The following is a 14583-nucleotide window of genomic DNA, read 5'->3' on the forward strand; positions in this document are numbered from 1 at the left end:
TCTAACAGGCAAACCCAAGGACACTATGACAGACACAAAAGTATTTATTGTCGACGACTCTGCGGTGGTACGGCAGGTTTTGACCGGCTTGCTCGACAGCCTGCCGGGCATCAAAGTGATTGGCGCCGCGCCGGACCCGATCTTTGCCTTGACCCGCATGGAAAAAGACTGGCCGGATGTCATCATCCTGGACATCGAAATGCCGCGCATGGACGGGATTACCTTCCTAAAGAAGCTGATGCACGAACATCCGACGCCGGTGGTGATATGCTCGACGCTCACTGCAAAAGGCGCGGAAGTCACGATGCAGGCCATGAGTGCCGGCGCCGTTGACATCATCACCAAACCCACCGTTAACCTGAAAGGCTTTCTGCAAGACTCGAAAACGCTGCTGGCCGATGCGATTAAAGGTGCTTCGCATGCGAGACTAAAAAAATCGGCGGCCCCAACCGGCAAGCCCCTGGATGGCAGCCCGAAATTAACTGCCGACGCAGTGATTTCCCCAACCAGCTTGATCTCGATGACGGAAACCACCGACCGTGTCGTCGCGATTGGTACGTCAACCGGCGGCACCCAGGCCTTGGAATACGTATTGACACGGCTACCCCGCACCACGCCGGGTATCGTCATCGTCCAGCACATGCCCGAGGCGTTTACCGCCGCATTCGCCAAACGGCTGGACAGCCTGTGCCAGATCACTGTCAAGGAAGCCGAGCAAAACGACCGGGTGATTCCCGGACTGGCCTTGATCGCGCCAGGAGGCAAACACATGTTGTTGCGCCGGAGCGGTGCGCAATACCGGGTAGAAATCAAGGATGGCCCGCTAGTGAGCCGCCACCGTCCCTCGGTGGACGTGCTATTCCGTTCCGCTGCGCAAGCGGCAGGCAAAAATGTGCTGGGCGTAATTATGACCGGCATGGGCGACGACGGCGCACACGGCATGAAGGAATTGCACGATACAGGGGCGCTGTGCATAGCCCAAGATGAGGCTAGTTGCGTGGTCTACGGCATGCCCAAGGAAGCAGTGAAGCTGGGTGGCACGGATGGTGAGCTTCCGTTATCAGCTATCCCCAACTTGATTATACAGTCGCCGAACCGGGCAAAATTCTTGAAAGGTTAAAGAGCAGGTTTAATTACAACTGGCGGCAACGATAACCGTAAAAGGCGATGTACAGATAGCACGTTAAAGGGATAAAAAAAGCGTGCTGAATGCCAATATGATCGGCAAACGCGCCTTGCAGCAGGGGTAAAATAGCCCCCCCAACGATGGCGGCGCAGAGAATGCCGGAGCCTTGACCGGTATGCCCTCCCAAGCCGGTTAAAGCCAGCGAAAAGATGGTGGGAAACATGATGGAATTACACAAACCCACCGCTAGTATCGTAAACATCGCCAGTGTGCCGCTGCCCAGCATCGTCGCCAATACCAAAGCAGCTGCCGCCAAGGCGTTAAACGCCAGCACCTTGCCGGGATGGATTTTCTGCATCACCACCGAACCGATAAACCGGCCGACCATCGCCCCGCCCCAGTAAAACGACACATATTTGCCGGCATCCTGCTCAGCCAAACCGGCAATATCCGGCTCGCCGAGAAAGTTAACCAGAAAACTGCCAATCGACACTTCACCACCCACGTAAACAAAAATCGCCACAGCGCCCAATACCAAATGCGAATAGCGCCAGGCGCTGCCGTCAGCTGCGTCCGTCGCACTCGCTTTGGATTGCAGGTTAATCCTCGGCAACTTGAGCATCGCAAACACTGCGGCCATTAAGAACAAGACTGCCGTCAGAAATAAATACGGATTCTGCACCGCCGCCGCTTCCGCCGCTTGATAAGCCGACAATTGCTCAGCGTCCAGCAGTTTTATCTCCTCGGCACTTTTAACCGCATTCGACAAGATAAACAACGCCCCAAAATACGGCGCCAGCGTGGTGCCCAAGGAATTGAAGGCCTGGGTCAAGGTCAAGCGGCTGGACGCGGTGTGCGGATCGCCCAACACTGTCACGTAAGGATTAGCGGAAACCTGTAACAAAGTAATCCCGGAAGCCAGCACAAAAAATGCCCCCAAAAACAAAGGGTACGAATGCAGCCCCGCCGCCGGATAAAACAGTAAACAACCGCAACCGGCAATCGCCAAACCGACGATGATACCGCCCTTGTAATCGATTTTTTCCACCAGATAACCGCTGGGCACCGACATCAAAAAATAGGCGGTGAAAAAACAGAACTGGATCAACATCGCCTGGGTATAGCTCAGCGTAAACACCGCCTTCAAATGCGGAATCAGGATGTCGTTAAGACACGTAATAAAGCCCCAAATAAAAAACAGCGACGTCAGAATAGCTAACGAGCCCGTATATGACTGTCTACCTCGGTTTTGTTGATCCGGCATGAGTTAATCCCGCAAATTGATTTAGGGTTTGGCAACGTGGAAACGTGCGAATTCATCACCGACCATCACCTCAAACTCGCCCGGCTCGACGATGCGCCGCATATCCACACCGATAAACGACATATCCTGCGGGGTTAAGCTAAATTGTAAGGTCTGCTCCGCGCCGGGTTTTAACTCGACCTTTTTAAAGGCCTTCAACTGTTTGACCGGCCGCGACACCGACGCCGCGACATCGTGTAAATAGACCATGACGGTTTCCTTGCCGGTCAGCGCGCCGGTATTTTTCACCTTAACCGTCAGATCGATATTCTCGCCCATCGCAATGCTTTCTTTGCTCAGACGCAGCCCACTGGTTTGGAACGTGGTGTAACTCAAACCATGTCCGAAGGGATACAGCGGCCGATACTGATTGCTCTCGAAGGCCTCTATAGGCTTGTGATCGTACATCACGATATCGTTGGTATCGCGCGGATAGGAAATCGGCAATTTGCCGCTGGGATTGGTATCGCCGAACAAAATATCGGCCATCGCCGCCCCGCCTTCCATGCCCGGCAAAAAGCCCAATACCACCGCCTGAGCCTTGTTAGCTATTTCGGTGATGATACGCGGCCTACCGCCGAACGTGACTAGAATGACCGGCTTGCCGATTTCGAATATCGCTCTAGCCAATTGCAACTGCACCGGGTCCAGATACAAGGATTCGATATTGCCTTCGGTTTCGGTATAGGTTTTTTCGCCTAGCGCCAAAATCACCACATCGTGCTGCCGCGCCTGAGTCACCGCCTGCTCGATATTAATTTCGTCGCTGAAATTTTTCCCGCCCACGTAAGTTACTTTACCGCTGGTTTTTTGCTGCAGGGCTTGCAACAAGGTTGGCTTGTCTTTGGGATACAAATGTTCCGCGGCACCCTGCCAGGTGATGGTCCAACCGCCGTTCATCACGCTTAATAAGTTCGCGGTCGGCCCGGTAACCAGAATGCTGGCCTGCTTGCTCAAGGGCAGAATATGCTGATCGTTTTTCGCCAAAATGATGGCTTCCCGCGCCGCTTGCCGATTGGCAGCAACTGCGTCTTCAGTGACAAAGTTGCCATTTACAGCCAGCGCGGGCTCGTGTCTGTCGAACAAGCCGCTTTGATACTTCACCCGCAAGATCCGCGATACCGCTTCGTCGATGCGGGTCATCGGCACTTCGCCGGTTTTGGCTAAATCCAAGAGTAAATCGTAAAACGAGTAATCAAACGGCACCATGCTCATATCAATGCCGGCCATGACCGCCATCTTGACCGCTTCGCGCGGCGAGGCCGCGAGTTTGTCGCGGGTGTATAAACGGCTGATGTCGGCCCAATCGGATACAGTAAAGCCTTTAAAACCCATCTCGCCGCGCAAAATGGTGTTCAGGTAATGATGATTGACGTGACCGGGGATGCCGTCCACTTCAGCTGAGTTGATCATCACCGTCGGCGTACCGGCTTTCACGCCAGCCTCGAAGCCCGGCAGAAAATATTCGCGCAACGCCCTTTCGCCTATCCAGGCAGGGGTGCGGTCCTTGCCGTTTAAGGGATAGCTATAGCCGACATAATGCTTCAAGCAAGTCGGCGCTTTGTCGGCTGCCGCAAAATCGTCGCCGTGGTGACCATGGATATAGGCACTACCCATCGTCACCGCAAGATGCACGTCCTCGCCATAGGTTTCCCATAAGCGCGGCCACAGCGGTTGCCGGCCGATGTCCATTACCGGCATGAAATTCCAATCTAAACCAGACGCCTTGACTTCGCGGGCGGTCACTTCGCCTTCCTTGAAAGCCAGATCAGGATTAAACGTGGCCGCCATACTGATGGCTTGCGGAAACAGCACCGCGTTTTCGGTATAGGTAGCGCCATGAATTGCATCGATACCGTAGAGCACCGGAATTTTCAACCGGCTTTTCGCGGCCACCTCGCGTATCGTCTGGGTCATCCGTCGCCATTTTTCGATGGGCTGGGTTTGATTATTCGGCGTGGTGGGCGTGTTCAGGATCGAGCCAATATGCCGATTCAATATGGCGTCTTCCAGTTTGGCCTGATCGATCGGATTATCGGCAATCTCGCCGTTGACCACCGAAACCACGCTAAAGTCGATCTGGGTCATTTGCCCGACTTTTTCTTCCAGGCTCATTTGCGCCAACAAGGCCTGGACCTGCGCTTCAACATTGTCGTTTGTTTCTTCTGCACTCACGCCGGACTCCAAGGCCACGAATAGGGAAAGAATTAAAAAAACTAATTTTGTTTTCAAGAGATTTGCTTGGTTTGAATGATGCCTGCTCAATCGCTTTGTATGCCTGCCGTCCGCACGGCAACAGTCTGCTCAAAGATAGCAAGGCGCTCGCAATTATGGGTAAAAAGAAATTATGGTTATGAATCTCGCAACGCTACAGACGCACGTTAACGAAGTAGCCGGGATAGTGTATCCAGACCTGACTGCGATGTCCCCTATTTTATAAGCAATCGCGCCGCAGACAATGTAACGAAATCAGGCCTGGCTTGGCTTTTTACAGGACAGGTGATAAACCTTGTACAGCCCGGCTTCACCAGCCGCAAATGCTTGCGAATCAGCCTCGTCTATGCGTTGCACATGACTGAGTTCGATCACAAAGTCCTTGCCGTATAACGCGATGATTTCGTCGGAAACATCGTCAGTCTCATCGCTAACACATTCCAGTTCAAGGTCCTCCGCAGTCAACAGCAAGATAGTCGCGGTCTCCGGCACGATGTGCCGCAGCTGCGACACATATTGCCCGCGAATATCTTCGGGCAAGGCGGTTAAGGCCGCCCGATCGTAAACGGTGTCGATTTTCCCTAATTCGGCGGCGCTTAACGCAAAATAATCACCGCACAAAATACTTAATCTGCCGCTACGCCACAGCGTAAATTTACCCAAACGCCGCCGCACCGGCCGCAGGCGGTTTTCTTTAAAAAAGGCCTTTACGGCTACTTCGCTTAATTCGACACCGATGACCTGATGCCCTTGCTCGACCAGCCAAAGCATATCCAGACTCTTGCCGCACAGCGGTACGAAGACCCGGCTGCCTGGGGCCGCGTGCAGGCTCGGCCAGAATTGCGCCAGCAAACTATTGACGGCAATCTGATGAAAATCGGTACGCCGGTCGCGCCAAAACTGCAACCACAAGGCGTTATCGCGCCCGGTCATGCCGCTTCCCCAACGACCACTTGGCTGAAGGTCAGAAATCGGCCTTTGTAATGCTCGCCGTTTTCAGTCAGACGTTCGGCAATCCGGCTGGTACAGCCATAGCCCAAAGCCGTCATTTCCCGGCAAAATCCCACACGATTGCCGCGATCAGGATCGACAATAATGATTTGTGCATTCGGCGCGGCGTGCCGGTCGATGAAATTAGCCAACTGCTCGGGCTGCTGACGTTCGTAAAGCACATCGCTGCCGATAATCAGATCAAACTGACCCAAGCCCGGATTGCCGATTTCCCAATTGCCGGTTTTATATTGCAACGGCCCCAGTTTATTTAGCAGCAGATTTTCGTTAAGAAACGTCTCGCTCAAAGGATGCCAGTCGCTGACCGTAATATCGCCAGCCCGCCGGTGAATCACCAGACTGGCCAACCCCAAACCCGCGCCGATTTCCAGGACGCGCTTCCCCACCAAATCGACACTATGCATAGCCAAAGCCAACACCCGCGCGGACGGCCAAACCTTGCCGAACAGCGACCAACTGGCGGACGAAATCCCGGCCAGCTCAGCTTCGCCGAACGGATCGGCATATTGCTGCAAATCGGCTAAAGAGCGAATCACGTAATCGAAACCGGCAACGGTGACGGTCTCGAATTTGACACGATAATCTGACATTGAGGGTTACAGCGACAAGGTTGTGCATCAGGAAAAGGTTCTGATCGAAGGGCACAACGCTTCCTGAAAAGAGGCATGCAGGCCGAAAAGGCACTCGCGGAGTTACCCGGAAACGGGAGACTGTTTATGCAGGGTAACACATTGTTAGCGCTAACACGGCAGTAGCTAACTCAGTGATTACGAATTGGAGGGCATGGATTCAAAGCTTTGATAGCGTGACGCTGACCGATAGCAGCTATACCGCTCTCCTCTCAAACCAAAATCGCTCGACATGTTATGCGGGAAACAATTTATCCCGCGCATTTTCCAGAATCGCTGTCACGGCCGGATGCTTGAGTTTACGGCGCATGGTAATCGCATAAAAGCGCTCATGTACCGAGTCGATGCGGCCGATGGCCTGCACACCGTACTGGCTTTGGATTTCCACTTCGACATTACTCGGCGCGACAAACAATCCCACCCCGCCGCTACCAAAGGTTTTAATTAACGCGCTGTCTTCAATTTCGGCCTGGATAGCCGGGCTAATGCTTTCGGTGTCAAACCATTGATCCAGCGAACGCCGCAACGACGTATTGCCGGTCGGCAGCAAGAACGGCGCGCCGCTCAAGCAGCGCGGGAAGTTTTGACTATAGGTCGCAGCCAATGCCGGCGCGCCGAATACGGTCACTCCGCATTCGCCCAGCAGATGATTAAACGCCTTGGCACCACTGGTAGGTGTCAGCGGCGCATCGGACAAAACGATATCCATCCCTTGCATAGCCATCTCGCTCAAAAGACGCTCGGTTTTGTCCTCGTAACAAAGAATCTGCACCGGCTCCGGCAATCGGAATGCCGGCTCTATCAAACGGTAAACCACCATTTTCGGCAATGCGTCCGCGACGCCCACCACCAAACGCAAGGCCCGTCCGGTGGGTCGGCCTTTTAAGGTATTACTTAACTCTCTACCCAGCGAAAAGATTTCTTCCGCATAATTAAATACCAACCGACCGGTGTCGGTGAGTGCTAGTTTACGGCCTTGTTTATAAAATAATTTTTCGCCGATTTGCTGTTCCAGAACCGCTAATTGGCCGCTGATGGTCGGTTGCGCCAAATGCAGTTTTTCGCAAGCGCGAGTGATGCTTTCTTCACGTGCGACATTCCAGAAATAAAACAAATGTTGGTAGTTGATACGTTCCACAGCACTCAATATATAGAAATTTACGATGAATTCATTCTAAACATTCTATTTAACAATATCAAAATGCTGCGCTAGGCTATGACGCAACCGTAACCTAACCTGAGAACTGAACATGCAAAAGCTAAAAGCACTGCACGGCGAAGACAACGCTCCAAGTACCGGATCCGCGGCAGCGGAGTACGACAAGTCAGCGTTCGAACTGGATAACCTCAGCGCCAGCCAAATCCTCAGTGATCGCCTGGCCGATGCCCACTGCGACGACAAAGAATTACGCAGTTCGATACGCCTGCTCGGTTCGATATTGACTAAAGTGCTCACCGCACAAGCCAAGCCGGAAGTCGCTACCGCCGTCGCGCAGTTGCAACGCAAGTTTGCCAGCTTGATCCGAGAGGGCAGCGCCAACCGCCGCCGCCAGTTCATGGAGATTCTGGAAGACCTGGATGCGGAAGAAATAGGCGAAGTGGTGCGGGTGTTTAACGGCTATTTCAGCCTGATCAATATCGCCGAAGAATCGCACAATCTGAATTTGCGCCGGCAAAACCAGACCGGCCGCTACTGGCCCGGCTCGTTTCACGACACACTGATCAAATTGCGCGATAGCGGTGTCAGTGCCGATAAATTACAGGTTTTATTGGACGAGATGCTGTATTTGCCGGTGATGACCGCTCACCCCACCGAAGCCAAACGCCGCACGGTCAAAAGCGCTTTGCGCAATGTCTTTCTCAGCCAGGAGGCCTTGGACGATCCACGCTTACGTAGCCAACAGCGCAGCGAGGCCCTGGACAAGCTGCAAGCACAGATTCAATTGCTGTTAAAAACCGACGAAGTGCGCGCCCGTAAGCTGGGCGTGGCCGACGAAATCGACGCCGGTTTGTTTTATTTTTCGCTGTCGCTATTTCAGGCCACCACCTTGGTTTACCGGAACTTGCAACGTGCGCTTAGCGATGTGTTTGGTGCCGACGTTGCCGGCCAAATCCGCATCCCCAGCTTCCTACGGTTTGGTTCCTGGATAGGCGGCGACCGCGACGGCAATCCGAATGTCAAGCCGGAAACCACCGAGCTGGCCTTACGCATGCAGGCGCAAACCATCATGCAGGAATATCTTGCCCGCCTCGATCAATTGCGCGGCCAGTTGTCGCATTCTTACGGCCTTTGTGACTTGGCGCCGGAATTTATCGACAGCCTGCACGCCGACCGCGCCATGTTGGGCGCGGCGGTCGCGGACTTGGAAAAACCGTATTTGCAGGAACCTTACCGGCACAAACTGATATTAATGAAATATCGGATGCAATCCACCTTGCAACGCGTGCAACAACAGTTACAGGGCCAACCGGAACAAGCCAATCGCCATGCCTATGCCAGCGTCGCTGAGTTTTTACAAGATCTGCGCTTGATCGATGCGTCCTTGCGCAGCCACGGCGACGCCAACATCGCCGATCTTGAATTAGCCGATCTGATTCGCTTGGCCGACGTGTTCGACTTTCACTTGATGCAACTCGATGTCCGACAAGAATCGATTCGCCACAGTGAAGCGGTCGCGGAAATCCTGGCGGCAGCATTGAATATTGACTATCTGGCGCTGGACGAAGCACAACGCATCGCATTGTTAGCCGAGGCTATCGCCGCACCGGGCGGTCTGATGTTCGATGCCGCAGCGCTAACACCGGCCAACCGCGAAACGCTGGAGTTGTTTACGGTGATGGCAAAAATGCGCCGGGAAATAGGCCCGAATTGCTTTGGTAAATATGTGATTTCCATGACTCATTCGGCCAGCCATGTCTTGGAAGTCTTGCTGCTGGCTGCACAAGACGGCTTGGTCGGCAAAATTGGCGGGCATTGGCATTGCCATATCGGCGTCAGCCCCTTGTTCGAAACCATAGACGATTTAAACCGCATTTCCGACGTGCTGACACAATTGTTCGATACCGCCTGCTACCGGGAGCTGTTGCGCGTCAGCGATGACCGCCAGGAAATCATGCTCGGCTATTCGGATTCCTGTAAGGACGGCGGTATCCTGGCATCGGCTTGGGGCTTGTCGCGCGCGCAGCGGCAAATTATTGCGATCAGCGAGCGTTACGGTTTGAAATGCCGCTTATTTCATGGCCGCGGCGGCACCGTCGGTCGCGGCGGCGGCCCAACTCACGAAGCGATTCTGGCCCAGCCGCCCGATACCGTGCGCGGCCAGATCAAATTTACCGAGCAAGGCGAAGTGCTGTTTTATCGGTATAACAATATGGAGACGGCGGTCTACGAATTGACCATGGGCGTTACCGGCTTGCTGAAGGCCAGCGTCAGCCTGGTGCAAGCCGTACCGGAGGATCATGCGGAGGATTTGGCGGTGATGGACGAATTGGCGCGGATCGGCGAGCAAAGCTATCGCGACTTAACCGAACGCACACCCGGCTTTTTGGATTATTTCTACGAAGCGACACCGGTGGGCGAAATCGGCGGCTTGAACATCGGTTCGCGGCCTTCGCACCGCAAAAAACTGGATCGCTCGAAAAACTCGGTGCGGGCGATAGCCTGGGTATTCGCCTGGGCGCAATCGCGGCAGACGTTTCCGGCTTGGTACGGCATCGGTTTCAGCTTGGCCAGCTGGTGCGCCGGCAAACCCGAGCGCTTGGAAACGCTGCGCCGGATGTATCGGGACTGGCCGTTTTTCCGCAACCTGCTCAGCAACGCGCAAATGGCATTAAGTAAATCCGACATGAACATCGCCCGCGAATACGCGCAATTGTGCAACGATCCGGAAACCGGCAAACGTGTTTACAACCTAATAGCCGGCGAACATCAGCGCTGCGTGGAGTGGATATTGGAGATAGCCAACGCCGACCGCTTGCTCGCGGAAAACCCGGCCTTGGCGGCATCATTGCAACGCCGCGATGCCTATTTGGGCCCGCTAAACTATCTCCAGGTATTTTTGATCCGGCGACTGCGGGAAATGAATACCGAGAATGCCGCCGACAGCCCTTGGATGAAACCCTTGTTGCGCAGTATCAATGCGATTGCCGCGGGTATGCGCAATACCGGCTGATGTGATTAGCCCGGCCCTGAAATACCGTTCGTCCTAAGCTGGTCGAAGGACTCGCCAAATCAGGCTTAGACAGGCTTAGCGCAAACGGTGGTACCCGGATTAAATAGGGCCGGGTTAATAACAAAGGGAAGCCGGTCCGGAGTGGAGCGAATTTAGGTTATTTGTACAATATTTGTCATCAGGACATCGTATAACGAATGCGCCCTTCTCCCCTGAATAGTGAGAAGGGGCTTTTTCGGCAGACTCTAAAAGGGAGGAGAACCATGCAAAAAGCCTACGCATTGGCACACTGGTTGAGAGTAATCATCATTAATACCGGGCACTGGCTGTTCGAAAACAAGCCTGCCATGGCAATCTTGACCCTGATATTCTTATATAACTTTGGCGACACCTTGCTACCCTTTCTATGGCACATTCTGCATCTGGCGATCGAAGTAGTCGAAATGCTGGCCGAGCATTTTTTGGAACATGTGTTTGGGGTAACGCCGCGTCAAGCCGAGTTCATTGTGTTTTGGACCGGTCTGACTTTGCTCGGTACCGTGGTTTGGCACTTGTCGTATAAAGCTTATCTCGTGGCCGTGCAAGCATGCGAAGCCGCTTGGCAGAACTGGTGTGAAAAAGCCGGCCCGGCCAAATTACTCGCGACTCTTAAGCTGACACTTTTGTTGAGCATACTCGGCAAGACCATGCTGTTATTCGTTTAAACCGATAGGATTTCGTTACGTATGAGCACCGCCTCAGGATTTAAGGAACACCCGCACCGAAAACAATCGACGCTGACCCTACTGGAGTTTTTATTCGGCTTGCTGGAGATGCACAGCCAAGCCCAAGGACTTACGGAGCGTTTGATAGAATCAGCCGGCGACGATACTCAGGCAGCGCTGGTCGCTATCGGCGACCATTTGGGCTTGAACATGGAGAGTGTGCTGCTCACACCAACCGCCGCCGCAAATGCCTCCGCCCCGCAAACCCCATTACTAACCAGCCTGTCCGACGGTTACGGCTGGATAGTCCTGTACGGATTTCGCGGCGGCAAAGTCAGAGTGGCTTTGGCCCAAGGTGAGGTTATCGAAGAGCGCCTCGTCAAGCCGGCTGACATCGGTAAATTACTGGGCCGATCCGATGCCGGCATTAGCGAATGGCTGTTAGCGCAAGCTCAGGCGCCGTTTGAGAATGCCGTCAGCCAAGACCATCACGCGCACATGCCGCCATTCCGCCGCTTGCTGGAATTGTTACGCGCCGACCGCCACGATCTCTGGCTATTGTTGGGCTTGGCTTTGGGCTCCGGCTTACTGGCCCTGGCTTCGCCGGTGGCGGTGCAAGCGCTGGTCAATACCGTGGCGATGGGCGGCATGGGTCAGCCTTTAATCGTGTTGGCGACCATCCTGTTTTTCTTTCTAAGCTTCGCCGGCGCGGTCTATGTGCTGGAATCCTATCTGGTGGAAATCGTGCAGCGGCGGATTTTCGTGCGCCTGGCCGCCGACTTGGCCCATCGCTTGCCCAGGGTGCGTAGCGATACCTATGACAGTCAACACGGCGCGGAACTGGTCAATCGCTTTTTTGATGTATTGACCTTGCAAAAAGCCGGTTCGTCGCTGCTATTGGACGGTTTGAGCACAGTGGTGCAAACCTGCGTCGGCCTGATCATGCTGGCCTTCTATCACCCCTTCCTCTTGGCTTTCGATGTGGTTTTGCTGTTGGCTATCACAGCGATAGTATTTTTGTTGGGCTGCGGCGCGGTCACGACGGCGATTCAGGAATCCATCAGCAAATATGCCTTGGTAGCCTGGCTGGAAAACGTGGCCGGCAACATCCAGACCTTTAAATTCGGTAACGGTGCCACGATGGCCGCCAACCGTACCGACCAACTGGCACTGGATTATTTAACAGCCAAACGCCGGCATTACCGGGTGCTGTTGGGCCAAGTGATCGCCTCTGTGGCCTTATATGCCATCGCCAGTACGGCCTTGTTGGCTATCGGCGGCTATCTGGTAATAGACGGCCACTTAACCTTGGGTCAATTGGTCGCAGCGGAACTGATCGTCTCGTCGGCCTTACTGGCATTGATCAAATTCGGTAAACATCTGGAAGGTTTTTACGACTTGATGGCCGGCACGGACAAGATCGGTCATTTACTGGATTTGCCTTTAGAAACTTCCGCTGAGCTGGATGCAGAATTCAATGGTCCGGCGTCTTTAACGATCAGCAATTTGAAATTTGGCTTCAATTCGCAGCGACCATTGTTCGCCGATTTTTCCATGCACGTACAGCCGGGCGAAAAAGTCGCGATTTTAGGCGGCCCCGGCAGCGGCAAAACCGCTCTGGCCTCGCTATTGAGCGGGATGCGGCAAGCACAAGCCGGGCAGATACAAATCAACGGCCAGGCTCTGGACGATCTGCGCCTGAGCAGCTTGCGGCAGAACATCGCGGTGGTCAGCCGACTGGAGATTTTTCACGACAGCATGCTGGAAAATGTCCGGCTCGGCGATACGAACTTGAGCGTCACCGATGTCGAGCGGGCCCTAGCCAAGGTCGGCCTGACCGGCATGGAGTTGGATACCGTGATGAGTCCCGGCGGCTCACCGCTTGCCCATAGCCAAGCCATACAAGTCATGTTGGCTAGAGCCATCATCGCCAGCCCCGCCTTGTTGATCGTGGATGGCATACTCGATGGGTTGGACACCGGATTGCAGCAGCAGTTGGCACCGGCGCTATTTGCCGCCGATGCACCCTGGACGCTATTGCTACTGACCGGAGCAACCGAAACAGCCGCGCTTTGCCAACGCGTTATTCATTTGCCCGGAGCCGCCCATGACTGATTTACAGATTAGGCTGTCCGCGCTATCGGCGGCCCACACCCCGCGCCTGGTTAGCAGTTTAGCGCGCTCTTGCGTCTGGTTATTTTTGTTAACCCCGCCAGCCCTGCTGCTGACACCCTGGCAACAAAACATCAACGGCAACGGCCGGGTCTCGGCCTTTGCGCCGCTCGAACGTCAACAGAATTTAGATGCGCCGGTTTCCGGGCGCATCGTCAGTTGGCATGCTAAAGAAGGCACCAAAGTTAAGGCCGGCGATTTGCTGATGGAAATAACCGATGTCGATCCGGAATTGCTGGAACGCCTGCAACAACAACGCGCGGCAGCTGCTGCTAAATTGGCGGCCAAGGAAGCAGAGCTAAAGGCATACCGCCTGCAAATCGACAACTTGATTGCCACCCGCGATTTACAAGTGGCTACCGCGCAATACCGGCTGGATGTGGCAAGGCAACGCGCGCGCTCGGCCAGCGAAGCCATCGCTTCGGCACGCGCTACCTTGGAAGCGGCCAGCGTGCAAACGCAGCGTCTGCAACGGTTGATCGGCGACGGCTTGGTGTCTCAACGTGATTACGAAGTCGCACAACGCGATGGCATCGTGGCGCAGCGCAGCTTAAACAGCTCCCAAGCCAGTCTGGAAGGCGCTTTGGCCGAACAACGCGCCGCCGAAGCGGAAATAGGTCGGATTCGCGCCGATGCTCAGGCCCGGATTGATTCGGCGACTGCCTCGGCCAACAAAACGCAAAGCGAACTGGAAGACAGCCGCAGCAGCTTATTGAAAAGCGAAGTGGATGTCTCCCGCCAGCAGTCGCAACAAATCAGGGCCCCCCGCGACGGCAGCATCCTCAGACTGCTGGCCAATCCGCAGAGCGACATCGTCAGACAAGGCGATCCGCTGCTGGTATTGGTGCCGGACATGGATGTGAAAGCCGTGGAACTGTGGGTGGACGGTAACGATGCGGTACTGATCACCCCGGGTCGGCATGCGCGTTTGCAATTCGAGGGCTGGCCTGCCCTGCAATTTGCCGGCTGGCCGGAAGTGGCCGTGGGCACCTTTGGCGGGCTGGTAGCCTTTGTGGATTCTACCGACGACGGCAAGGGTAAATTCCGGGTGCTGATCGTGCCCGACCCCAAAGACCGGCCCTGGCCGGCTGAACGCTTCGCCCGCCAAGGCGTGAGAGTGAAAGGCTGGGTCTTGTTGAACCGGGTAACGATGGCCTACGAACTGTGGCGTCAACTGAATGCCTTTCCGCCGCAAATGACTACGGAAGCGCCAGCAACCGATCTGGTCAGACAAAAATTGAAATAAGCGCTT

10 protein-coding genes are annotated in these 14583 nt (G+C 54.6%); 5 read left to right on the top strand and 5 right to left on the bottom strand.

Features of this window, described 5'->3' with window-relative positions:
- Nucleotides 1–25: 25 nt before the first annotated feature.
- Complete coding sequence (locus G006_RS0102180; protein ID WP_020481519.1) at nt 26–1120, top strand: protein-glutamate methylesterase/protein-glutamine glutaminase; 1095 nt, start codon at nt 26–28, stop codon at nt 1118–1120.
- Between the two features lie 13 nt (nt 1121–1133).
- Here the strand turns inward: G006_RS0102180 and fucP are convergent, their stop codons facing one another.
- The 5 genes from fucP to nhaR form a co-directional block, all read right to left on the bottom strand.
- Nucleotides 1134–2390 carry an L-fucose:H+ symporter permease gene (fucP, locus tag G006_RS0102185; protein WP_020481520.1) on the bottom strand — a complete coding sequence of 419 codons (1257 nt, stop codon included), beginning with the start codon at nt 2388–2390 and terminating at the stop codon, nt 1134–1136.
- 21 nt (nt 2391–2411) lie between these two features.
- Nucleotides 2412–4604 (bottom strand): glycoside hydrolase family 3 N-terminal domain-containing protein, encoded by a 2193-nt coding sequence (locus G006_RS0102190; RefSeq protein WP_235048811.1) that lies wholly within the window; start codon nt 4602–4604, stop codon nt 2412–2414.
- A 294-nt stretch (nt 4605–4898) separates the two neighbouring features.
- Nucleotides 4899–5576 (bottom strand): thiopurine S-methyltransferase, encoded by a 678-nt coding sequence (locus G006_RS0102195; RefSeq protein WP_020481522.1) that lies wholly within the window; start codon nt 5574–5576, stop codon nt 4899–4901.
- Nucleotides 5573–6244 (bottom strand): class I SAM-dependent methyltransferase, encoded by a 672-nt coding sequence (locus G006_RS0102200; protein WP_020481523.1) that lies wholly within the window; start codon nt 6242–6244, stop codon nt 5573–5575. The genes G006_RS0102195 and G006_RS0102200 overlap by 4 nt, the downstream gene beginning before the upstream one ends.
- 274 nt (nt 6245–6518) lie before the next feature.
- Entirely contained in the window at nt 6519–7421 is a 903-nt protein-coding gene (gene nhaR / locus G006_RS0102205) for a transcriptional activator NhaR (protein ID WP_020481524.1), read from the bottom strand.
- A gap of 112 nt (nt 7422–7533) precedes the next feature.
- On the opposite strand from nhaR, the gene ppc reads away from it, so the two are divergent.
- The 4 genes from ppc to G006_RS0102225 all read left to right on the top strand — a co-directional run bounded on the left by ppc (nt 7534) and on the right by G006_RS0102225 (nt 14577).
- The gene (gene ppc, locus G006_RS0102210; RefSeq protein WP_020481525.1) at nt 7534–10455 is read left to right on the top strand and encodes a phosphoenolpyruvate carboxylase; all 2922 of its coding nucleotides are present in this window, start codon (nt 7534–7536) and stop codon (nt 10453–10455) included.
- Between the two features lie 263 nt (nt 10456–10718).
- Entirely contained in the window at nt 10719–11159 is a 441-nt protein-coding gene (locus G006_RS0102215) for a hypothetical protein (RefSeq protein ID WP_020481526.1), read from the top strand.
- A gap of 21 nt (nt 11160–11180) precedes the next feature.
- Nucleotides 11181–13274 (top strand): peptidase domain-containing ABC transporter, encoded by a 2094-nt coding sequence (locus G006_RS24690; protein ID WP_020481527.1) that lies wholly within the window; start codon nt 11181–11183, stop codon nt 13272–13274.
- Nucleotides 13267–14577, top strand: coding sequence for an HlyD family secretion protein (locus G006_RS0102225; protein ID WP_020481528.1), 1311 nt, complete (start codon nt 13267–13269; stop codon nt 14575–14577). The genes G006_RS24690 and G006_RS0102225 overlap by 8 nt, the downstream gene beginning before the upstream one ends.
- The last annotated feature ends 6 nt before the right edge of the window (nt 14578–14583 follow it).

The sequence above is a fragment of the Methylomonas sp. MK1 genome, assembly GCF_000365425.1.
Classification (GTDB): Bacteria; Pseudomonadota; Gammaproteobacteria; order Methylococcales; family Methylomonadaceae; genus Methylomonas.